Source organism: Bryocella elongata, assembly GCF_900108185.1.
Classification (GTDB): Bacteria; Acidobacteriota; Terriglobia; order Terriglobales; family Acidobacteriaceae; genus Granulicella; species Granulicella elongata.
The window spans coordinates 298,758-321,541 of the sequence record NZ_FNVA01000004.1 but is presented as its reverse complement, the minus strand read 5'-3'; the positions used below and the strand labels follow the sequence as shown (position 1 = coordinate 321,541).

Sequence of the window (22,784 nt, the reverse complement as noted above, 5' to 3'; positions counted from 1 at the left end):
AGTGAAAGCGACGAGACCGCCGCGGCTTTCTTGCCATCATTGGAATGCTTCATGCCGCACCCGCGTGTTCTCATAACATTTCCATACTCGCAGCAGCGAACGTAAGCTCGACTTCGCGTGTGCCCAGGCGAGGATGCTTTGCCTTGAGAACGACCTTGCCGGGTCGTTCCTGCGCGCGGATCCACACAGCGCCAGTGCCACCGACGAGCGAGAAAGGATTGTCCCCGATAAGCGTTGCCGGGCCCGTGATCTCGAACTGGATGGGATCGTTGGCGACGGGACGGATGGCGCCAAACTCATCGGTCACACGGAAAACAACGCGCGTACAGTCAGCACCGTCTGCGATGAGTGTGTGGTCGTCCGCCGCGAGCTCAAAGCGTCGATCGACGCCGCGACCGGAGAAACTCTTCGAGATGACTTGCTTCCCTTGGAGAAAGCCTTCGATGCGTAGGTCTCCCCAATTGCGAATAGCGCTTTTTTCGAGCAACACCGAAAACGGAGGGTAGCGGAGATGTGGGAACTCTTCCCTGTCGGGATTCGCCTCTGCGATCTGCTGAAACCCGTTGCCGCTGTCGAGGAACAGCTTTACGTGGTCGCAGTTTGAGCAGATGAGGGCAGTCGTGAAGCCAGTGTCTTCATCATTCCGGGCCCAATGGAATGCGGGTTCGAGCACAATCTCTTCGTCCGTATCGCATTGGGATTTGTAGAATCCGGCAGCGGCCTTGGGCAGACGGAAGATATCGGATACGCCGTGATAGCAGATGCGATCGCCACTACCAAAGTTGAAGTGCGTGTTGTAGTCGAAGGCACACCAGCCAATCCCCCCGGAGTACTTTGGATCCGACGCAATCTGATCATGGATCCTCGCGTGGCGCAGAGTATGCTCTCGCTGACGCGCGGAGTTATCCGTAGAGCGGGTGGGAAACGTGTGACCCACAAATTCGGTATTCAGATACAGAGGTGCGACGGGCGGCTGCAACGGGAAGCCAAAATCGTTATTGGTATAGACGTCCTCGAGCAGTTCGGAATGAAGATTGGAGCGAATGCCTCCAGTTTGGCGCGTCGTATCGAGAGCATGCGCTGCGGCGTTAGTGCGCACATAGAAGTCGTGATCGTCCTTCGACTCGTTGATGCGCACTCCCCAGAGGATGATCGATGGATGGTTCCAGTCGCGGCGAATCATGCGCGCAACGTTGTCCACCGAGACATCCTGCCAGTCTTTATCGCCAATGTGCTGCCAGCCAGGGATCTCTTCGAGCACCATAAGGCCTAGCTCATCACAGGCATCGAGGAAGTGGCGCGACTGCGGGTAATGCGAAGTGCGGACGATGTTACATTTCAATTCGTGACGCAGGACGTAGGCATCTCGCCGCTGCACCCGGGCCGGCATTGCCTGTCCAACGAACGGAAAGGTCTGATGGCGATCGAGCCCGCGCAGCTTGATGATGCGGCCATTGAGCGAAAAGCCTGCAGGCGTGAAGCGTGCCTCCCGAATGCCAATGCGCCGTGAGTCCTCGTCAATCACGTGACCATTCCGAAGCAGCCGAACGTGTACCGTGTAGAGCTTCGGCTTTCGAAGATCCCACAACTCGATCCCCGTTGGGAGTTCGAGCCGTACAACCTGTGATGGCGCCCCCGTAGCTCCGATGCTGATGGCCAACGCTGCGCTTTCCTGGGCAACACTCCGATCTCCATCGCGAAGCTCCACCTCAAGCGCAACTCCAGATTCGCTCTTGAGGTTTTCGAAAAAGCTCTCCACCGCCAGCGAAGGTGTCGCGCTGAGCGGGTCGATCGCGCGAGCCACAATATTCTCCAGAAACAGGTCTGGGACGACACGCAGATTGACCTCGCGGTAGATGCCGCCGAAGGTCATGTAGTCGACCTCATAGCCGAACGGAGGAATGTCCTTGCGTTCGGTTGAATCGAGATGCACGACAAGCACGTTGGGATCATCCCAACGCAGGTACGTGGTGAGCTCAAAGGAGAACGGTGTGTAACCACCCTTGTATTCGCCCAGCGCGTGACCGTTGATCCAGACGGCACTTGCTGTCATGGCCCCTTCAAAATCAACGAACACGCGCTTGCCACGAGCAGCAGCAGGAAGACGGAAATGACGACGGTACGTGGAGACGAACTCATACTCCGTGTCGTCGAATCCGTGCCAGGGAAGAACCTTGTTGGTATGCGGCAATACGACGGCAGTGAACTCGCGGTCGTCGAAGTTCGGATCGGTATCTCCGACTGCAATTGAAGGATGAAAGAGCCAGCCGCGATTGATCGGGATGTGCCGCGGCACACCAATTGCTGCATTTTGCGAATCAGGCTCCGCGTGACCCTGCGGCGTGGAACCAATGAGTGCTGCTCCTGCTGCGAAGCCCGTGGACTTGAGGAAGTGTCGTCGATTCATTCTTTCTCCTGCGGCGAAGGCCTGGCGGCTATCATCTCCAGGCTCAGCTTCGAGCCGCGGACGATGTCACGATGGGTGAAGGTCCAGCCCGGGTGCGGGTGACCATCGAGCTGCACAGACCGCACATAGATCCGCTCGACCGAGTTTGATGGCGCCGCAATTGTGAAGCGCCTTCCATTCGAAAGATGAATCACAATTCGAGTGAACAGAGGCGAACCAATGCTGTAATCGAGCTTGCCAGGACACTCCGGAAAAAAGCCCATCGCGCTGAGGACATACCATGCGGACATCTGACCGGCATCGTCATTGCCAGGGAGCCCATCAGGGCGAGGGCCGAACTGTGTCTTCAAGAGCCCTCGAACTCGCTCCTGCGTCTTCTCCGGAGAGCCCGCAAAGTTATACAGATACGCGATGCCGTGACTGGGCTCGTTGCCCTGGTCATAGAGGCCCGCGTCGAAGAGGCCATCAAGCTTCGCGATAAGGGCGCTGCTGCCGCCAGCAGCCTCCATCAGTCCTTCAACGTTATGGGGTACAAAGAACGTATATTGCCACGGATTGGCCTCTGTGACGTAGGTCGCCGCCATGGCCGGATCAAACGGCGTGATCCACGAGCCGTCCGCATGTCGCCCCCGCACAAACCTCGTCTCGGGATCGAAGACATTCCTCCAGCTTGCCGATCGCTGAAACAGAATCGCCGCGTCGTCCTTGTGTCCGAGCGCTGCCGCGAACTGCGCCGCGACGTAGTCGTCATACGCGTACTCGAGCGTCCGGGATACCTGCTCCCGTGGGTGATACGCATCCTGAACCTGGTCCTCAAGCGGTATGTAGCCGTACTTCTCGTACGAGGTCAGGGCTCGTCGCCCCTTGCCGTCCACGTATTGATCGTGGGGTGGCGTGATGAATGCATTTTGGCGCACAAGCCGGTATGCTTCGCGAATATCGAAATTGCGAATTCCCTTCGCGTAGGCGTCATACATCACCGCCACCGAGTGATCGCCAATCATCTCGGAGGTATAGCTGTTCCAGGTAGGGAAGATGGGAAGGAAGCCGCGCTGTTCCCCCTTGAGCACGAGACTCTGCATCATCTCCCCATCACGATGCGGATCCAATATCGTGAGCAGTGGATGAAGTGCTCGAAAGGTGTCCCACAACGAAAAGTCATCGTAGTAGTCGGTGCCACGCGCCGTGTGGCGCAGGTGCCCGTCATTCGCAAACCCGTTGTATGTACCATCGGCGTCGCTCACGATGCGCGGAGCAAGTGAGGCATGAAACAGGGCGGTGTAAAAGGTGGTCTGCTCGGCAGAGGTTCCCCCCTGAACCTCAATGCGCGCGAGATGATGTCGCCATGCCGCCTCGGCGCGTGCGCGAACGACATCGAAGTCCCATCCGGGCTCCTCCGTGGAGAGATTGCGCTCGGCTTCGGCCAGACTCGTGAACGATGTTCCAATGCGAACGACGACGGGCCGCGTCGCAGATGCGCCCGGTTGCAACTTCACATAAGCTCCCAGGCGTTGGCACCCCGCACCGTGCTGCTGAGAGGCCTTCGAGATCACACCATCGCACCAGGTGCCGAACTCCACCATCGGGTCCTGGAGTCGCATCACAAAGTAGCCACTGAAGCCTGCCGGCTTCCCCTCCCCCTGATACATGCGAACAACGGGGTTGAATCCGACGACTTCGTGCACGCCCGGTCGAACCTCAATGAATCCCTGGCCCGGATGCACGTTCGGTTCGATGATGAGGTTTCGGGGACCACCAGGTGGAAACGAGATTCGCATCATGCCGGCGCGCGTTGTACCGGTGAGCTCCACCGTGACGTTGGAGTCGTCAAGATGAACTGAGTAGTAGGCCGGCGACATGATCTCAGAGGCATGCTGAAAGCGTGACGCACGCTGGTCCGGATCAACCTTCAGCTCCCCTGCCGTGGGCATGATCGTCACGCTGCCGTAGTCCTGAGTGCAGCTCCCACTCAGCCAGTGACTCCCGCGAAAGCCGGTGATCCTCGCATCGTTGTAGTAGTACGGTGCGATACACTTCGCCTCTGTACTGCGCGTCTCCGGCGTCCAGCCGGTCATGCCGAACGGCATCCCAACGACGGGATAGGTCTGGCCGTCGTGAGCTGTTCCGATACGGGGATCAACCAACCGCAGCGGGTCGGTGACTCGCTCTTGCGCTGCACCCGTTCCAACCATTCCTGCGATGATGCATGCCGTAGCGATGAAGCCGCGCAGCGCCGGGCAACGAACGTGGTGGCTTGTTGCGGAGCCCCTCTTATCGTGCATCTTCCATCCGTACTATCCTCAATGGCTACGGTTTCATCTCGATCACTGCGCCATTCTCTTGCTGCAACTATCGGGCTACACTGCCCAAACGCGAGCCAATAACATGCCACGCAGAATGCGGGACATGAGATGCCCCGCATCCCTACGAGTTAGAAGGTAAACTCTCCTCCAATTAGGATGACGCGGGACATGCCTGCTGTCTGCGACTGGTTGAACTGACCAAAGTTCGCCGTTGCCACAGGAGTCACCGTTCCGGTTACATTGGAGACTGTGTTCGAACTCAGCAGCGAGTGATTCACACCGTAATAGACGGGATGGTTGAACGCGTTCACGAACGTACTTGTGATCTTGAGATCATATCGCTCGCTGATCTTGAAGCCTTTGCTGAAACGCATGTCGAACAAGGCCTCCCTTGGGGAGCGCGCATTGGAGAGCAGACGCGGTGCGTTCCCCAGCTGGGGGTTGTTCAGCGAGCCAGGTACGGAGAAGGCCGCTGGATTCAGATACGGAGTGAAGTTCGAGTTCAGGGCATTCGTCTTCCAATTCTTGTTGAGTAGCGGAACCCCGGGAACAATGTTGGGACGCAGCGTGTAGCCCGTCGGGAGCGCATTCGCGGTGCAGTACTTATTAGCAGCACTCGCTGTACAACCATTCACTCCCGTAGGGGTTACGGACACGAAATAGCCCACCGTGCCCAGGACAACCGAGTTTGGCAGGCCGTCCGCGTAGGTTGCAATGCCCGAAGTGGAGATTTGTCCAATCAGGTTATCGAGAACATGGTTATGCAGGCTAAGCCAATGACCTTCTCCCGTCGGCAGATCGTAGGTGTAACCAACCTTGAGCCGGCTTGCCTGGTCGAAACTCGCTACCGACCAGTCGCTGTAGGGACTACGCGGATTCTGAGGAAGCACGTAGCCAAATCCACCGCCGCTCGCTCCCGTGTTCGTATCGGGAACATTGTCGAGCGTCTTGGACCACGTGTAATTCGCGAGCACGGACAGGCCAGCACCGACGCGCTGGTTCACGCTCAGGTACATCCCGTTATATTCCATCGTTCCGCCGCGTGGGTAAGCCTCGTTGATCGACTGGTTGAAGAAGTTCTGATAGGGATTCAGCAGTTGGAGTCCCGTCTCAGAGACCAGAGCTCCGTTCTGGGTGATACCCCATTGATTCGGTGCCGATGCGCCAAGGTTCTGATGCGTTTGGATTGCGTTGATAACCGTCCCCAGATCCGGGATGTTCAGCGAGCTCTCATATCCCGCACTGCCGAACGCGCCCATAAGATGGGTGCCCTTGGCTCCGTTATAGGAAGCTTGAAGCACGGTTCGCGCCGCTGGTTGGTACTGCACGGTGAGAGACCAGAATTGCGTGTAGGGCACCTTGCTGCTCTGATTGACGTAGATCGGCGCGAGGCCGTTGGAATAAAGGATCGGCCCTCGATTTCCGTTGAGCGCCGTATACGCCGACGTAAGCGTACCGACCGGATTTGTGATGTAGTTGACCGTCGAGTTTGCGGTCACGCCACCACTCTGGTTCCCCACCGCCTGCGATGCAACGTTGAAGTCAGGATCGGGGATATTTTCATAGCCCGTCAACGGAAGGCGCTGCAGTGTGTACGCAGCTCGCACTGTGGTCTTTTGCGTTGGGGAGTATGCAAAGCCAACGCGCGGCTCGAAGCCCGCGTAGTTAATCGGCCACAGTGACTTAGGATTGCCGCAGGCTCCAGAAAAGCAGAGCGCGGTGGATGTCGCGAGCCCGTTGAGGTTGCCAGCAGTGTTCAGACGAACGTATGCCTGGTTGTTGAACTTCTCCATCCTCGGGGTCTCAAGCTCATAGCGCAGGCCGGCGTTGATCGTGAAGTTCGGCAGGATCTTCCAATCATCCTGGAAGTACCCCGCGTAGTAGCGCCAGCGGTAGTAACCGGGGACTTCGACGGGCGTGTTGGTGAAGGTGGAGATTGTGCCCAGGATCAAGGTCGCCAGCGGTGCGCCTCCCGTGGAACCATTATTCGTTTGCGCCGCAGAGAAGGTATAGCGGCCACCTGTGGCGCCACCGAGGTCGTACTGGCTCGACTGCATCCAGCGCACCTCACCACCGAACTGGAAGAGATGGCGATTGTGAGTCCACGTCAGATCATCCCCTGCAATGAAGTTCTGGTCGATCTGAATCGCCGCATTGGAGAGGCCCATCTGCATGGTGTAGGAGACGCCGTTAGCATTCAGGTTGCCAAGACTGGGAAAGCCATAGCCAAAGGACGCCGGCGTGAGGCCATACGCCGCCGCGTAGTCCTTCGAGCGTGTGCTGGGAGGCGCGAGCCTCTGCTGATTGACCCGCATGAACGAGTAATGGAAGTTGTTGGCGATGTCGCTCGAAAACACGTGCGTGTATCCCAGCGCGATGTCATGTGTGGCAGCAGAATCCGTGGGGACGATCGTCAGCGGATTGGAGGGGGCGACCGCAAAGAAGCGAGCAGCACCCACTGGTATGACCGTGTAGCGAACGAAGAATTGATTGCTATCGTTGAAGTGTTGATCGATGCGGATCGAGTAGCGATTGTCCGTATTTAGAACGCCGCGTTTGTAGGTTGCATTGGTACCGTCGTTCTGCGGCGTAGCCTGGGAGTTGTCGAACTTGACGTAAGGACCGGGATTGCTCGGCGTTGGAAACTGGGAGAGCACAAATTGAGCGAAGGGGTTTTGTGCGAGCTGTGACGAGACGTCGTTATTCGCCACGGCGCGAATCTGCGAGCTGTCATATGGTCCATTCGGAAAGCCGTTTGCATTCGTGGTGGACTGGTAATTGATCGCGCCGATGCGCGGCGCTGCGAGGGCAGCCGCGTAGCCCGAGCTCTTGAGGATGCTCTGATTCAGCAGCGTCAAAGAGTTTTGGAGATGGCCGGCGAGCTCATCGGGGGTGGGGAAAATGCCACGAAAGCCGAACGCGTTCTGCAGACGCGCGGGCTCACCGCCGATAAAGAAGAACGTTCTGTCTTTGTGCGGATAGATCTTTGGCAACCATATCGGGCCGCCGAGATAGAACCCGTAGAAGTTCTCATGCAATGCACTCGGGGCCGTGTTGCCGTCGGGGAACGCGTTGAAATAAGGATCCGTGTGACTGTAGGTGACGGCCCCATGATACCGGCTTGTGCCCGCAGTGCTGCTCTGGACGATGACGCCACCTCCGGTTCTTCCGTACTTGGCGGAGAGCCCGGTGACGATGACGGTTGTCTCCTGCACCTCGCGGCCGGATAGGTTGACACCGGTCCGGGCGAGACTGGGCTGCGTCACGTCGGAGCCATCCACAACGATAGAACTCGTCCCAGGAGGCGCGCCTCCCACGACGATGCCGGCGCCGGGCGTCACGTAGCTTGTGTAGGCGCCAGGATTCTCTGTAGAGATACCACCGGGCTGCAATGGGTCTCCAACTACGCCGGGCACAAGAAGTGCCGCTTCCAGAGAGCTGCGTTCGGGGTAGGGCAGATTCTCGACGATAGCGTGGTCTACCGTGGTGGTGACGTTAGAGTCCGTCTTGTTGAGCAGGTCAGCGTCGGCAGTCACCGTAATCGATGCCGTTACCGCGCCAGCAGTCAGACCGATGTCGAGCGGCGTGGTGCCGACGCCGGATACATTGACGGCCTTCGTCGTCGTGCGTTCAAAGCCTTCCTTCTGCACGACCACTTCATAGAGCCCTGGATTGAGGGACTGCACCTCGAACAATCCATCTCGATTCGTCGTCGTACTCTGCTTGACTCCCGTTGCCTGGCTAACAACATCTACCTCTGCTCCGGAGACGACCGCACCAGACTTGTCATGGACAGTCCCGCCAATGGCACCTTGCCCAGTCTGCGCAGAGACACCCATCGCACACATGAACATCATGATGGTGACGCCGCAAAACACCCAGGGAACAACACACGCTACGCTTGTCAAAGCATGCCATCTGCTCGACAACGCGTTCCGGAATGCCTTGCTGCACCACTGCTTACGAACTTGCATGAAGCCTCCAAGAGAAACGAAACCACGTGCTGCGGTCGCCAAACTGGAAGATTGTTGGCTGACCGAATCGAGCAGCTTTGTAGTTGCTGGCCAAAGAGGGTGTCAATGGTCGAGATCTGTCAAAATGTGATCCGACATACGTCTCGCATTGTGATACACACCGCACAGCCACGAACATCGCCCTCACGCACCGTTTCGGCCATTTTCAAGCGTGAATTGCCGTATACGGATCCGCCCTGGAGGACAGAGTACGGCTATCAAATGCGCGACATTCGTCTCGTGCCATGAAATGGAGAACGCCCCACATTCATCGCATTTTCGCGTTCAAAGCCGTTCCGGGGGAGACTTCATCCAGGTGTCATTGGGGTAGACCTTGTCGACGTTCTGCGCCGTCAGCAGTTCGTGCTGAACGAAGACTGCGGGGGGAACCGGCTTATGCTTTAGGACATCCAGCGCCAGACGGATCACCCTCTCGCCGTAGGACTCGGGAAAGTAAGCGACGGAGCAGATCAGGCGTGAAGAGGTGCGCCGCATCTCTTCACGCGCAGCAAGACTTCCATCCTGGCCGGCAATCGCGCAGGCACGCTCGATGCCCGCTTCGCGGAAGGCCTGCAACGCCGCCAGCGCTGTGGAGTCATTGACAGCGCCGATGAGCGCCCGTTCCGGCCTCCTCCGCCGAATGTGACGCCGGACGATATCAAGCGTGGCTTCGAACTGGCCGCCTTTGGTGTCGTAATGATGCGCCGGGATGTTGTGACCGAAGGTGCTGACTTCGTTGATCCCATCGAGGACGCCCGTCAATCGCGCGTTGAGCAGTGGACCCGCGGCATCGACACCGAGGAGCATGATCTGCTCCGGTCCGCTCTTCCAGTTCTTTGCAGACCATCGAGCAAGGTGGCGGCCTGCGATACGCCCAGCCTTGTAGTTATCAGCTCCGAAATAAATCGCTCCGGGGTGCGGGATATCAAGCGCGATGAAAGGGATCCGGGCCTCTGAAAATTTGACTGCGATCTGTGCCGCCACTCCAATGTTGATCTGAGAGTCGATGACGAGGTCGACCTTTTCGGATACGAACGCATCCGCGTTCTGGAGTGCGATTCGAGGGCTCAGGCCGTTGTTCAACACCATCAGATCCACGTTGGCTGCGTTGGCTGCTACAACCAGGCTATCGCTCACCGTGGCGGTAAACGGAAGCAGGCTGGTCTGCGAACCATAACCAATGCGGAAGCGCTTCGTGCGCGCAGGCTGAATGCAGCAACGGTAACCCTGCTTTCCTGCCCTTTCGAGAAGGTGGGTCTCGACGAGGGTCTCGAGCAGCCGGAAGGTCGTCGCTTTGTGAAGTCCAACGCGCGCTGCAACGTCGCGCAGATCGAGAACTTCCGACGTGGACTGAAAGGCGTTGAGGATGGACGCGGCGCGCACCACCGCCTGAATCGTGTATCCACGTTTTGTCCCGTTCACACTGTGCGCACCCTTTGATGGCGACTTCATTCGCTTCTCCAAACCGGCATCGGTACCGTCCGTTGTGTACGGCTTTGATCTTTCCGCAGCGTCTCATGATGCGAAACGCTGCGTCTATGGCTAGACAACTGTTTCAAGTGACGTTCCTGCGCCGTAGCATCGGGAAACTGTTGACACGATGCCACCCGGCTCCCGGGAGGCGCACCGGAACGTTACCGCAAAGCCTCCTTAACACGCAACGAAGAGGCGCACCGCATCGGGTCCAGACGATGCACATTTGGAGAGGACAAGAGATTGCTAGAGCAGACGTGGCGTTGGTTCGGTCCTGAGGACCGTGTCACATTGCGAGACGCCAGAGAGGCGGGCGCCGTTGGCGTCGTGACGGCCCTGCACGACGTACCAGCAGGTATGGTCTGGCCTCCAGATGCCATTCGTAAGCGCCAGGCTGAGGTGCGCACAGCGGGGCTGGAGTGGACCGTCGTCGAGAGCCTGGAGGTAACAGAGCGGATCAAGACGCGCGCTGCGGGATGGCAGCAGGACGTGGAGAACTTCGCACAATCGATCCGCAATCTTGCCCACTGTGGACTGCACACGATCGCATACAACTGGATGCCGCTCTTCAGCTGGACGAGGACTCACCTGCGCGAGCCTGCACCGAACGGAGGCTATACCACCAGGTTCGATGCCCGGTCGTTCGCAGCCTTCGATCTTTTTATGCTGCGTCGCGAGGGCGCCGTCGGAGATTGGGGCGAGCAGGCATGCTCGGAAGCCAAGGAGTACTTCGCGGCGTTGTCCATTGAGGAGCAGACGGCGCTGAGACAGACGATCCTCGATGGCCTCCCGGGAGGTCATCAGCGCCTGACACTGGAAAGCACCACGGAGACTCTAAAGGCTTATCAGGGGCTAACGCGCGAGGACCTCCGCGGTACCCTTCGTGATTTCCTGAAGTGCGTTGGCCCTGTAGCGGATGAGTGCGGCGTGAGGCTGTGCATTCATCCCGATGATCCGCCTCGTCCATTGCTCGGCTTGCCAAGAGTGGTGAGTACGGCCGATGATCTGCGTTGGATTCTCAATCAGTACGAGAGTGAGGCAAACTCACTGACCTTCTGCTCAGGAGCGCTCGGCGTCCGTGCCGACAATGATTTGCTGGCCATGCTGAGGGAGTTCGCTGCCGGGATTGGGTTTCTGCATCTCCGTTCCACGCAACGAGACACGGGTCTTGGCGGGATTGAGTCGTTCCTCGAGGCGGCTCACCTGGAGGGAGATGCGGACCTGATCGCTCTCGTGATCGAAGTTGTCCGAGAGAGCCGGCGGCGCCAACTCTCGGGTGATGATCGAAGACTACCCTTCCGTGCCGATCATGGGCAGGAACTGCTCAACGACGTGGAACGAGGTGCAGCGCCGGGGTATCCGGCCGTAGGACGTTTGCGTGGCCTTGCGGAGTTGCGCGGAGCCTTTTCCATGGCGGAACGACTGCTTGCGAAGGTGGGACAGAATGCAGGACACCCGGAATAAGAACGCGCTCATCTTCGGCGGCTCGTCGGGCATTGGACAAGCAACGGCGGCGATCCTGGCGGCCCAGGGAGCGACCGTGACGATTGCGGATGTCCGCCGCCCGGTCGGGCAGGATACGGCCACAAGCATGTACATCGAATGCGATGTATGTGAAGAGGTCCAGGTTCGGGCTGCTGTTCGCTGTGCCACGGAAACTGGGCCGCTTGACTGGCTTGTCTACAGCACAGGGATCCAGCACTATGGCTCCGTCGTGGAAACGCCGGTGGCGGAGTACGACCTCGTGCAGGCGATCAATGCACGGGGCGCGTTCCTCGCCTGTCAGGCGGCGATCCCTGAGATACGTCGCGGGGGCGCTATCGTGCTGGTGTCGTCGGTACAGGCGCTGGCATGCCAGGAAGGCGTCGCAGCCTACGCGGCCAGCAAGGGGACACTCGAGGCATTAACGCGCGCGATGGCTGTCGATCATGCCAAGGACAACATCCGCGTGAATGCAGTGTTGCCCGGAACGGTGGATACGCCGATGGTGCGATCGTCGGCAGAACGGTTTGGCGGGGTGGCTGCGCTCGAGCAGACGCTGCAGCAATGGGGAGACAGCCATCCACTCCGGCGCGTGGCGCATGCGGAAGAGATTGCCAACCTGATCGCGTTTCTCTTGAGTGAGAAGGCCTCATTTATTACGGGAGCCTCGTACCGTGCGGACGGGGGTCTGCTGGCGCAGCTTGCGGTGCGGTTATAGGCGAAGCCGCGTGCTCAGCAGGCCATGCATACGCGTCTCTAGCGAAAAGAGCGAGCCTTCCGCTCCGTCCTTGGCTGCGACCCCACCCGCGGAGGTGAACAGCAGCAGCGTGCTCGCGTCCATCGCAGCGAAGCAGCAGGTTGTGGGATTCAGCACAGGTGTCTCGATGATTTGGTCGATCGAGCCATTCGGGGCCACGCGCACGATGCAGCTACCGCCGTAGCGGCAGTTCCAAAGATATCCTTCAGCATCGATGGCGGAACCATCGGGTAGACCACGGGGAAAACCAGCAAAGAAGGTCTCGCCGCCTTCGAGGCGACTCCTGACGGAATCGAAGGCTCCTCGATAGATGCAGTTGGCGAGCGTGTCGCCAAAGTACATCGTCTCCCCACCGGGAGACCAGACGATGGTGTTGGTAATGCCAAAGCCGGAGCGCCATTGGGTCACAGTTCCGCCGGACGCTAACGAGTAGAGCGCGCCCTCCCAAGCGGTTACCTCCGCCGTCGTTCCGTCGGCGCGCACATTGTTCTCCATGGTGCCGAACCAGAGCACGCCTGCAGGATCGACCCGGGCATCATTGCAGCGCACGCGGGGCCAGCCAGGCAGGCGGAAGAGCACGGCGGTCTCGCGATGCGCCGTTGTATCCCAAAGGACGATGCGGCCTCCAAGCACGAGCGCGAGGAGATTGTCCTGCGTCGTGAGCAGGACGGCTGTCACGGGCTGATCGAAGCTCCAGGTCTCCACAGCTTCGCTCGTGAGCGAGTAGCAATGAAGCAGGCCGCGGTTGATGTCTGTCCAGAACACAAGGTTCTGTTCAGGGTGCCAGACGCAGCCCTCACCACATACATCCTGTGTCGAAGCGAGGCATCGTATGCGGCCTGTCAGCACTGGCATTCTCCTTCAGAAGCGGAACAATCCCCATTGGCTGGGATTCAATCGGGCTTCGCTGGGAACATCCGCCGTCATGGCATCTGCCTTATTGTGCCAGTACACGCGAGCCTGAGCACGGTTGCCATCGCTAAGCACAAGGCCAACGTCGCCGCGGTATGTCTTGCCAGCAGAGGGATCGACGCCGAGAAGCGACAGTGGCACGGAGAACTCGTAGAAGCCTCCATGGGCCGTGAGTGAGACGTGATCGCTGACGTCCTCGACATCGGCGAAATCAACCTCACCAATGGGGGATGAGAAGGTGACATGGTTGCCGGGCGTCCCCGTCTTCTGACGGTAAAGCACCGCGAGCAACTTTCCATTACGGCGCGTGACGAAGAGGCGAAGGTCGCCGACTGCGGCGTGTCGATCATCGCTGGGACCAATCGCACGCAGCATCAGATCGATGCCGCCACCCTGCGTGAAGGCGAACGGGAACTCGGCTGCTGAATTTCGAAGAAGATCTGGCTGCTCTGTGCGCAGGGCGACGACGAGGCTCGTGCCATCCGTACCGAGCTGGAAGGAGGAGCTCTTGTCGATAGAGGCCCAGTCCTTCGCGGGCCACGCATCGGCTGACGCGGAAGTCGGCTGCGCCATAGGGTGCACCTGCACCTCGGACATCAGTCGTTCACGCGAATGCGACTCCTCGCGCAGGCGTGCGGCCATCCGCAGCTCTTCCTTGCTGACGTCGATGAAGCCAAGATCGACGCGCTGGATGGAGTCGAGCCCGTCAAGGCGCACGATGGAGGTATGCCACTTCCCTACAGCGAGGTAAACATTGCCATCATCTTCACCAAACATGAAGGGCCAGAACTGCTCGGCCTCGAAGCTGAGCCCGGAGATCTCCATGCCACGCGCCTGCCGAGGATAAGGCCAAAAGGGAGACTGACGCGTATCGCCGCCGAGGGTCGCAACGAGCAGACCATCGACGGTGTAGATATAGATCTCCCCCATGTATGAGTAGCGAGCGACGAGGTAGCCCGCGTCGCCCGCAGCAGGACGCACCGGATATCCCAGCATGCGCTTGGGATCCTGGATATCGCCGGGACCCACCGGTGGAACCGAAGAGGCGTGCGTCGGCAGCGTCCAACGCAACTGACCATCCTTGTAGCCGCTCATACCGGCGAGGAACCAGCCATCCGGACTGAGCGCGACGTCACCCGTAGCTGGGGTCCTGGAGACGAGCTTGAGCTGGCTCAGATCAAAGACCGGAACGCCCGCTGAGTCAATCGACGCTGTCGGCAGATGGTACGGGCCACCGCTGATGATCGAGAGATCGGGCTGAAAAACTACGCCCGCCGAGCCAGGCACAGCGGGGCGGATAAACTGAACCTCGTCCGGCTGGACGGCGTGATCGTGATTGCGATCGGTCCAGATAAAGAAGGTCTGGTCGGGATTGCCTTGTGGGATACGACGGCGGATCTCCGGTTGATCGAGCGTCGTCCAGTGATGTGGAGTTCCCATGGCTCCGACCCACCCTGCGCTGGCGATCGGCCGGCAGATCCCGTCCTCCAAAATCCAGAGAGTAGTCACCGTCGTCTGGTTATACCAGTAGGTGTTATACGAATCGGTGAAGTACTGGTGGCCATCATGGTAGAAGGTCTGCGCGGGAGTGATACCACCGTGCGAGCCAACGGGAATCATGTCATGAGGAAAGAAGATGGGCCTGGGCGTGTAGCCGCCATAACTGATGACATCGTCCTGCGGATCGGGAAAACGATAGCGCACGGCAGTGAGGCGAGAGTTGCCCGTGGCGGGATCGATACGAAACTCAAGCAGCCCCATGCTGCCGGGATTGCCGATCGATGGATAGTACGCACGGTAGAGATCATGCGGATCGGCAAAGCCTCCGCCACCATATTGCGTTGGCCCATACCAGGCGTTGAGGAAGCGGCCAGACTTCGCGCCCCAGCGACTGATGCGCTTGGGAAGGTAGTCCTCTTCCGCAACCCATAGAACGCCATTGGCATCGATGGCCATGCCCAGGGGGTGCGCCATGCGCTGCTCGTCATAGGCTCCCAACTGCGGGCCGCCAGGACGGCCGATCATGCGAGAGAGAGCGCCTGTTGCGGCAGAGAAGACCTTTACCTGGTGACTGGATCCCCAATCCGTCACGTAGATCTCGCCATGGTCTTCGATGATCTGCTTCGGCGATTCAAGTGACGAAGCAGGAACGACAGTCTCCCCGTGCGCTAGTGCCAACGTATGCCAGTCATTCACAACGTCGAAGCGCTTCACGGCGCCATCGGTTGTCACAAGCAGGTGACCGTCAGGCTCAAAAGCAACGGCTCCGAGACCAGGAAGCTTGATCCTCGCAAAGGGCGTCGTTGCGTCATGGCGCACATCGAAGGCAACGATCTCATTAGCCGCGGGGTTCGACAACAGCAGCAATCCGTCACGTGCCGCGAGGCCCACAAGTTCCCGAAACGCATCATGGATCTGAGTTCCGCCGACCACCTTCTCCAGCGGCTTGAGTCCTGACTTTGTAATCGCAAAGACCTGGAGCGCACCGGGATCGGTCCTGCCAAAGTCGCGGCTCGGATTGACGACATAGACGGTGTACGCAACGTGATCGGGATTGCGATTGGGGCCGCTATCTCGCGCGAGCGCGATGCCGCCGTTCCAGCCTCGAATCTTGATCCCATCGAGCTTCCGCCCGTCCAGATCAGTCCACATCAAAGCGTGCCCGGCCTCTGCCGCTTGAGCGCCAAGCAACATCTGCGCCTGGCTGGAATGAGTCGGCCAGGGGCTGCCCGCAGGAAGAAAGACGACGGAGGCCGGAGCGGTATGGTCTGCGAGCCACGCGCCCGTACCATCCGCAGTAGGCCACGGAGGATTCCCCGGCGAGTAGAGTGAGTACTCCAGGTGCGCGGCAATTCTTCTCGGATGGAACAGGCCGTGCACATGATAGCGACCAGGGGAGGCCACACCGTCGAGCGAGCTTCCATCCCAGGTGATGATGTTTCGCCCGGGGTGCACCGGATAGTCCGCGATCAGATTTCTCACGCGCCTGCCATGCTCATCTTCGATGGCAAGCGTGAGCCATCCATCCTGTCTTGCCTCATATGAAATAGAGATGCCTGCTGGAACCGACGGCAACGACCTTGCGCTTTGAGGCCACATGGCCCCGGCAAGAATCATGAGACCCAGCATTGAAACGATACGGCGCATTCCATCTCCAGAGAAATTCGATTGCTTCAAGTCTCGCAGCACCTGTTGCAGCAAGAACACTACGACGCACGGTGCCGGCGTGGCGAGACCCAAAGCGTCGCAATGTCGCCGTTTCAGTTTGGCGTGGGACGAAACTGACACGCAATGAGCGGAAGCCGCGCGGCGAGCGGGTCGTCTCTCGGAGGACCTCGCTATCACTCAACGCAAAAGGGGAGCATCCATCTCGCGATGCGAAATGGACGCTCCCTTTTCGCGATTTCGACCAAGCCTGCGGCCCTTCTGGTCTCAGCAAATGCATCGCGGCGATGGATCGGGAAGGTTCTACGGAGTAGTAACGGACACGTTGTCGAACGTCGCCGTGCATAGCTGGGAGCTATTACGGCTGCTAACGACAAGCCCGATGTACACGCTGCTCGCCATCGATATACTCACCGTGCCCTGTTGCGTCCAGGTCACTCCATCCGGTGAAAAGTAGCTGGTAAATGTGCTCCCATTCCTCACGACCCGGATCCAATACGGTGCGACAAGGCCGGCAGTTCTGCTGCTGCTCGCGGTGCCACCAGTAGCGGTACGATCAAGCCACGTGACGCCGTTCGCCGGTGTGAGGTTGATGTTCGCCATCGTCGAACCGGTGGCAAGCGTCTCACGAATCATCACACCTGCCTGCGCTCCGGTGTTCGTATCGGACATGCTCACGACTCGCGCCGTGATGGTGTGACTCGTGCCTGCGGTCTGGTAGGCATAGTTGAACTGATCTGCCGCCCCGCTGATGCTGGTCCCGGCACCGCTCACCGTAAACACGCCGTTGCTGTAGCTCGCACTGCCGGCAATCCCCACGCTTCCAATGTCCTGGTCCGCCCAACCTGCCGGCAGACCACCAGTGGACGCACTGACGATCAGCGTGACGGTCGCCGAGTGCGACAAGGAACCGTCGATACCCGCGATCGTGAGGGTATACGTTCCGGTAGGTGTCGTGGTCGCGGTCAAGACCGTCAGCGTCGAACTGCCCGATCCAGCCACCGACGTCGGATTGAAGCTTGCCGTCGCTCCCGCAGGTAGGCCGCTCACGCTCAGGTTCACCGTGTCAGTGAATCCGTTCAACGCGCCAATGGTGGCCGTATACGTGGCGTTATTGCCCGGCGTCACCGTCTGAGACGCCGGCGTAGCCGACATGCTGAAGTCCGGTGTCGCCACGACCAATGTGACCGTGGCCGCGTGAGACAGCGTGCCGCTGGTGCCCGTGACCGTCAGAGTGTACGTTCCGGTTGGGGTCGTCGTCGCTGTCGAGACCGACAGCGTTGCACTCCCTGACGTAGTAACCGAAGTGGGAGTGAAGCTAGCCGTCGCCCCGGTAGGCAATCCGCTCACGCTCAGGTTGACCGTGCTGGTGAAGCCATTCATGGCACTGATGGATGTTGTGTAGTTGGCGCTATTTCCCGGCGTCACCGCCTGCGAACTCGGACTGGCCGTGATGCCAAAGTCGGGCGGTCCGGGTACGATCATCGTCACAGTCGTCGAGCGCGACAGCGTGCCGTTGGTGCCTGCAATCGTCAGGGTATAGGTACCCGGTGTCGTGTTCGCCGCCGTCGAAATGCTCAGCGCCGAGGTTCCCGAAGCCGTGACCGACGCGGGATTGAAACTTGCTGTCGCCCCGGCTGGCAAACCGCTCACGCTAAGGTTCACGGTACCGGTAAAGCCATTCAGCGCGCTGACCGTTGTCGTGTACGTGGCGCTACTTCCCTGCGCCACTGTCTGCGAGTTTGGCGTCGCGGAAACACTGAAGTCCGGCGTTGGCGCGCCCACCGTCATCCTGTGAATGATGATCGAGTTATCGTTGTAGTTATCTTTGCTGACCAGGTAGTCGCCGTTACTCGCCTGGTAAGACCGGATGCCGTACATCGAGTCGACATCGTTGCCCACAGCCACATTTGGATTGGCGCTGGTCATCGTCAGATCATTGGCACCGGTCGTAAGGTTGTACGCGTCGATATCGGGCACCGTGTGGACATACGAGATAAACAGATAATTTCCCGCCGCCGTATGCCCCTTGGGATTCTGCGAGGTCTTCAAGGTAATGACCGGGTTGGGATTCGTGTTGTTGCCCGCCAGCCAGCCGTGGTACACCTCGACCCGGCTACCCAGCGAGGTCCAATCGGTGCCATTGGCGGTCATCAGGATCATCGTGTCGGTCGACGGAATGTACTCGATGCCGGCGAGAGGCGCGATGGTGGATGGCGTTGGCGTCGTCGTTGGTGCTCCGTACAGCGGCACACCATTGACGTCGAAGCCCGTCAGTGGGTAGTGGGTAATCGCGTTGGTCTTATCCAGCCCCACCCAGATATCCCCATTCTTGTCGAGAGAGAAACCATTCCGCACACGCGCCAGCGTATTGAAGTAGTTGGTATAACCCGCCGGTGTCGTCTGGCCCGGAAGAGTACCGAAAGGCACCGACGCGTATTGGTTTGTGGGGAAATAGGAGAACAGGAAGATATCGGGGTTCTGGCCTGCGGACGCGAGGATGCGATGGCCGTTGACGCTGGTCATGATGCCGAAATCAAAGCCTCGGCTGTTATTGGTTACGTCCACGCGGGGATCCGTCGGATAGTCGAGCGAATCCACGCTGTTGCCGACGTAGCCTGCTGCTCCCGTGCCGTTGTACACGTCCTGGCCGCTGTACAGGTAAGCTCCATCGGTACCGGGGTCAAACGCAGCATTGCCTTCGAAGTTCAAGCCCTGCAGCGTATATTGCAGCACTCCAGAGCTGTTGTACGCGTGAAGATCGGTCTTCCCATTTCGCCCCAGATCCCAGGTCCCTCCCCAGGGATTGTTGAGGACGTACAGGGTTCCGGAGCTATCCTTGCCGATGCCGACGACACGCGTGAAGCGTTGGCTCCCGGTCTGTCCTTTGACTCCCGTCGTCGTATCGAGATACCCGCCCTGCATACCGAAGCTGCCCACAAGCGCTGGCGTGCTGGACAGGCTTCCATAGATCTGGACGTTCATGTTCGGCCCCTGGTCGCCGACCATCAACTGCTGATTGACGCCGTCATAGTAAAGCGACGACGGACGCGAGCTGGAACCCATGCTGATAGTGTTCAGCGAGTTCCCCGATGCAGAGAATTCCTGAATCGTGCCTTCGTTCTTCTGAGCGACCCATATGTTCCCCGAAGCATCGACCGCAATGGCGCCCGGATCCGGAAGCGTCCAATCCGATTGCCAAACGCCGGCAGTGGTGTAACACCGCACCAGGTTGTCAGGATGGTCGCTGACATAAACGAGAGTGCCCGTATCGGCGATGCCAGTGATGACATCCGCAAGCCGCTCGGTGGTGTCCGAACTCGCCGACCAGGTCAAGTCTCTCGTGCCGGTACTCCGGTTGTAGCGGCCGATATAACCGCTACCGCCAAGACTGGTGTTGAACTGCAGCGAAGCGAAGATATCGGTGGCGTCGCCGCTCATGGCTCCGCCCATGGTTTCACCGTGTGCACCTATAGTGCCCGTCTTCTGGCCATTTTGGTAGATGTTGATACCGCCCTGGCTTTCGTCCCACATCGACGAGGTGTAGACAACTCCCTCCGGCGCCACCCACATGGACCGCATGGCATTCCCTACATATGTGGGGTAAGTCGAATAGCTGTTGCTTACCCACGTCGTTGTGTATGTCACTTGAGCTCGACCGGCCGTTGAACATATCAACAGGAAGAAAAGCCAGGGAATCGCGAGGAACTTCAGCCAACCACGTCTTGAAAGCATAGGGTCTCCCAAGCCTTCGGCTCGCATCAACGGCACGAAGGCTTCAGCTCGGTGGATCTATCAATTCCAGGAGCCTTGTAGATCGCTGCCCGGAGGCATGTCAATAAGAACCCCGGCTCAATCTCCGTCGCGCCCATCGTCTCATTTTTGCGGCCCGTCTCCCGATAGCGCTGGCCTCCTTGATAGACAAAATCCCAACAAAAACGCAGATCGCAGCGATGCACACCCGCACCAGCCCCACAACACAGGCTTCTGTTCAAGGCTCCATCTTGTTTCATAGGGCAATACTCCAGGCTCCAGGTTTAGCCCTGCCCTGTCGATTCACGCCTGGGGCTCAATGACGACTCGACGCGGTCGCTCCCTTCGCGGCGCAGAACCCGAAAGCCTCCACGTTCAAATACCTCAGCCACTCAGAAATCGCCTCGCCCCTGGTAACTACCCTTTACATATTCACCAGGGTTCGCCCCGACAACCCGCTTGAATGCTTTACTGAACGCAGCATCGGACTCGTATCCCACCGACTTGGCGACATCGATCAGCTTTTTATCGCGCTGCTGGAGTAACTGCATCGCCTTCTGCATCCGCCACTCGGTTACATACTCCAGTGGTGCTTGTCCTAGTAGCTCCTTAAACCGCGCTGCGAATGCCGAACGCGACATGCCCGCAGTTCCGGCTAGCGATTCAACCGTCCAAGGCGTACTTATGCTTTCGTGAACAGCAGTCAACGCAGCACCCATCTGAGGATCAAACACCGCACGCAACCATCCTTTGCTGCGTTCCGATCCCGACGCGATATGCGCCCGGAGTACCTGGATGAACAGAACCTCGGCCAGCCGCGTCGCGACCACTTCAGATCCCGGCGCCTGTTCCGCCATCTCTGACGCAAGCGCCTGCACCGTGTTGTGCAGAGCGATCGTGCGTGCCTCATCTGCCTTCATCAGAATGAAGCTCGGCAATAGCTGCGTGACCGGCTTCAGGCTGGCGCGATCGAAGCTCAAGGAGCCACAAACGATAGTTGTCGGAGCGCCACCACCGCCGCAGTGAGCGACATTGCCATTGGCCATCGCCCCGATCTCGCGGAAGTTCCACCTGGGGCGTGTTCGCGGGCCGTCGCTCAAGACAATCGACGTCCCCTTGGCCAGCAGGAAGCAATCACCACCCGTGAGCGGAATTGCCTCCGCAATCCCTTCTACACTCAACCAGCAGTTGCCACGAGAAAGCATCGCGAAGTGCGCCAAGTCCGTGGGGGAAGCCTTCTTGCCGGAAGGCGCGACTCTTGCTTCGGCCTGATTCTCCTGTTTCACGCCCCACGGCGCCGTGGCTTCCAACCTGTGCAGACCGAATGCGGTCACGTGCATCGTCCTGAAAATGTCTGTTATCGGGTCCAACTTAACCTCCACTTTTTGGACGAATAGACAACATTCCAGGACTCCCGAGCAGTTCTCGTCCATCACCAAAGATATCTACTCCACCTGTAGTGAATGCTACACAACTACCAGAAGGAGTCATCATGGGAAAGCTTGAAGGAAAAGTTGCAGTCATCACGGGTGGATCGAGCGGCATGGCGCTGGCGAGCGCCAGGCTCTTCGTTGAAGAAGGCGCATATGTCTTCATCACAGGCCGCAGACAGGAGCAGCTCGATGAAGCCGTCAAGCTGATTGGCCGAAACGTGACCGCCGTGCGCAGTGACGCAGCCAATCTCCACGACCTCGATCGCCTCTTCGAAACGGTCAAGCGCGAGAAGGGAAAGATCGACGTCCTGTTCGCCAGCGCCGGTCGAGGAGAATCTCTTCCTCTGGGCGAGATCACCGAACAGCACTTCGATGCCACCTTCGGCCTCAACACGCGAGGAACCTTATTTACGGTTCAGAAGGCGCTGCCGCTGTTCAACGATGGTGGCTCGATCATCATGACCGGATCAGTCGCTTCCATAAAAGGCTTCCCCGGTTTCGGCGTGTACGCGGCCAGCAAGGCAGCCTTGCGCTCCTTCGCTCGCACATGGCTCAACGAACTCAAAGGCCGAAACATCCGCGTGAACGTCCTGGGCCCGGGGCCTATTGCTACACCAATGCAGGAAGAAGTCCTTACCCCAGAGGCGAAGCAAATCTTCGAGTCCCTCATCCCGCGGGGAACCATGGGGCAACCTCATGAAATAGCGACGGTCGCACTGTTTCTCGCTTCCGACGATTCCAGCTTCGTGAACGGGCTCGAGCTGAATGTTGACGGAGGCTTCTCGGCCATCTGATAGCAGCGGGTATTGCAGAGGCCGCTCGCAGCCTCGTGCGAGCGGCCCTCTCGCAGCCATCTCGGCCGTTAGGGCCACAGCAAACGCCAGCAGATTCCGAACCGGGGGCTTGTCAAAGACTCCGAACGCCCTCTTCATAGTCTTCTGGACATATTCCAGCGCCTCCTGAATCCAAATTAGCCAATCAGGTACAAACCAGCGCCCAAACCCGCACCAGAGCTTTTCGAGCATGAAAAAGCCTCTCGGACTGAGAGGCTTTGGTCTTTGCAGGCCATTTATTCCGCGAAGCTTA

Annotated in this window: 11 protein-coding genes; 3 read left to right on the top strand and 8 right to left on the bottom strand. The window is 59.0% G+C overall.

The genetic code is table 11. The features are described 5' to 3' along the window. Positions 1-70 precede the first annotated feature (70 nt). The 4 genes from C4S68_RS13315 to C4S68_RS13300 all read right to left on the bottom strand — a co-directional run bounded on the left by C4S68_RS13315 (position 71) and on the right by C4S68_RS13300 (position 10,175). Positions 71-2,407, bottom strand: a complete 2,337-nt coding sequence (locus tag C4S68_RS13315; protein WP_103933568.1) for a glycoside hydrolase family 2 protein — start codon at positions 2,405-2,407, stop codon at positions 71-73. Next, complete coding sequence (locus C4S68_RS13310; protein ID WP_103933567.1) at positions 2,404-4,689, bottom strand: GH92 family glycosyl hydrolase; 2,286 nt, start codon at positions 4,687-4,689, stop codon at positions 2,404-2,406. The genes C4S68_RS13315 and C4S68_RS13310 overlap by 4 nt, the downstream gene beginning before the upstream one ends. A 149-nt stretch (positions 4,690-4,838) precedes the next feature. Then, positions 4,839-8,549 (bottom strand): outer membrane beta-barrel protein, encoded by a 3,711-nt coding sequence (locus C4S68_RS13305; RefSeq protein WP_235011601.1) that lies wholly within the window; start codon positions 8,547-8,549, stop codon positions 4,839-4,841. A gap of 459 nt (positions 8,550-9,008) precedes the next feature. After that, complete coding sequence (locus C4S68_RS13300; RefSeq protein WP_103933565.1) at positions 9,009-10,175, bottom strand: substrate-binding domain-containing protein; 1,167 nt, start codon at positions 10,173-10,175, stop codon at positions 9,009-9,011. A 264-nt stretch (positions 10,176-10,439) separates the two neighbouring features. On the opposite strand from C4S68_RS13300, the gene uxuA reads away from it, so the two are divergent. After that, positions 10,440-11,660 (top strand): mannonate dehydratase, encoded by a 1,221-nt coding sequence (uxuA, locus tag C4S68_RS13295; protein WP_103933564.1) that lies wholly within the window; start codon positions 10,440-10,442, stop codon positions 11,658-11,660. Next, positions 11,641-12,396 carry an SDR family NAD(P)-dependent oxidoreductase gene (locus C4S68_RS13290; protein WP_103933563.1) on the top strand — a complete coding sequence of 252 codons (756 nt, stop codon included), beginning with the start codon at positions 11,641-11,643 and terminating at the stop codon, positions 12,394-12,396. Before uxuA ends, C4S68_RS13290 begins: the two co-directional genes overlap by 20 nt. On the opposite strand, the gene C4S68_RS13285 is transcribed toward C4S68_RS13290, so the two are convergent. The 4 genes from C4S68_RS13285 to C4S68_RS13270 form a co-directional block, all read right to left on the bottom strand. Beyond that, complete coding sequence (locus C4S68_RS13285; RefSeq protein WP_103933562.1) at positions 12,391-13,290, bottom strand: SMP-30/gluconolactonase/LRE family protein; 900 nt, start codon at positions 13,288-13,290, stop codon at positions 12,391-12,393. The genes C4S68_RS13290 and C4S68_RS13285 overlap by 6 nt on opposite strands. Positions 13,291-13,296: 6 nt before the next feature. Continuing rightward, positions 13,297-16,329, bottom strand: coding sequence for an NHL repeat-containing protein (locus C4S68_RS13280; RefSeq protein ID WP_146072144.1), 3,033 nt, complete (start codon positions 16,327-16,329; stop codon positions 13,297-13,299). Between the two features lie 486 nt (positions 16,330-16,815). Beyond that, positions 16,816-20,094 carry a hypothetical protein gene (locus tag C4S68_RS23400; RefSeq protein ID WP_200821547.1) on the bottom strand — a complete coding sequence of 1,093 codons (3,279 nt, stop codon included), beginning with the start codon at positions 20,092-20,094 and terminating at the stop codon, positions 16,816-16,818. A gap of 563 nt (positions 20,095-20,657) precedes the next feature. Continuing rightward, positions 20,658-21,635, bottom strand: coding sequence for an AraC family transcriptional regulator (locus C4S68_RS13270; RefSeq protein WP_200821556.1), 978 nt, complete (start codon positions 21,633-21,635; stop codon positions 20,658-20,660). Between the two features lie 122 nt (positions 21,636-21,757). Between C4S68_RS13270 and C4S68_RS13265 the strand changes: the two genes are divergently transcribed. Beyond that, positions 21,758-22,492 carry an SDR family NAD(P)-dependent oxidoreductase gene (locus C4S68_RS13265; protein WP_103933559.1) on the top strand — a complete coding sequence of 245 codons (735 nt, stop codon included), beginning with the start codon at positions 21,758-21,760 and terminating at the stop codon, positions 22,490-22,492. The last annotated feature ends 292 nt before the right edge of the window (positions 22,493-22,784 follow it).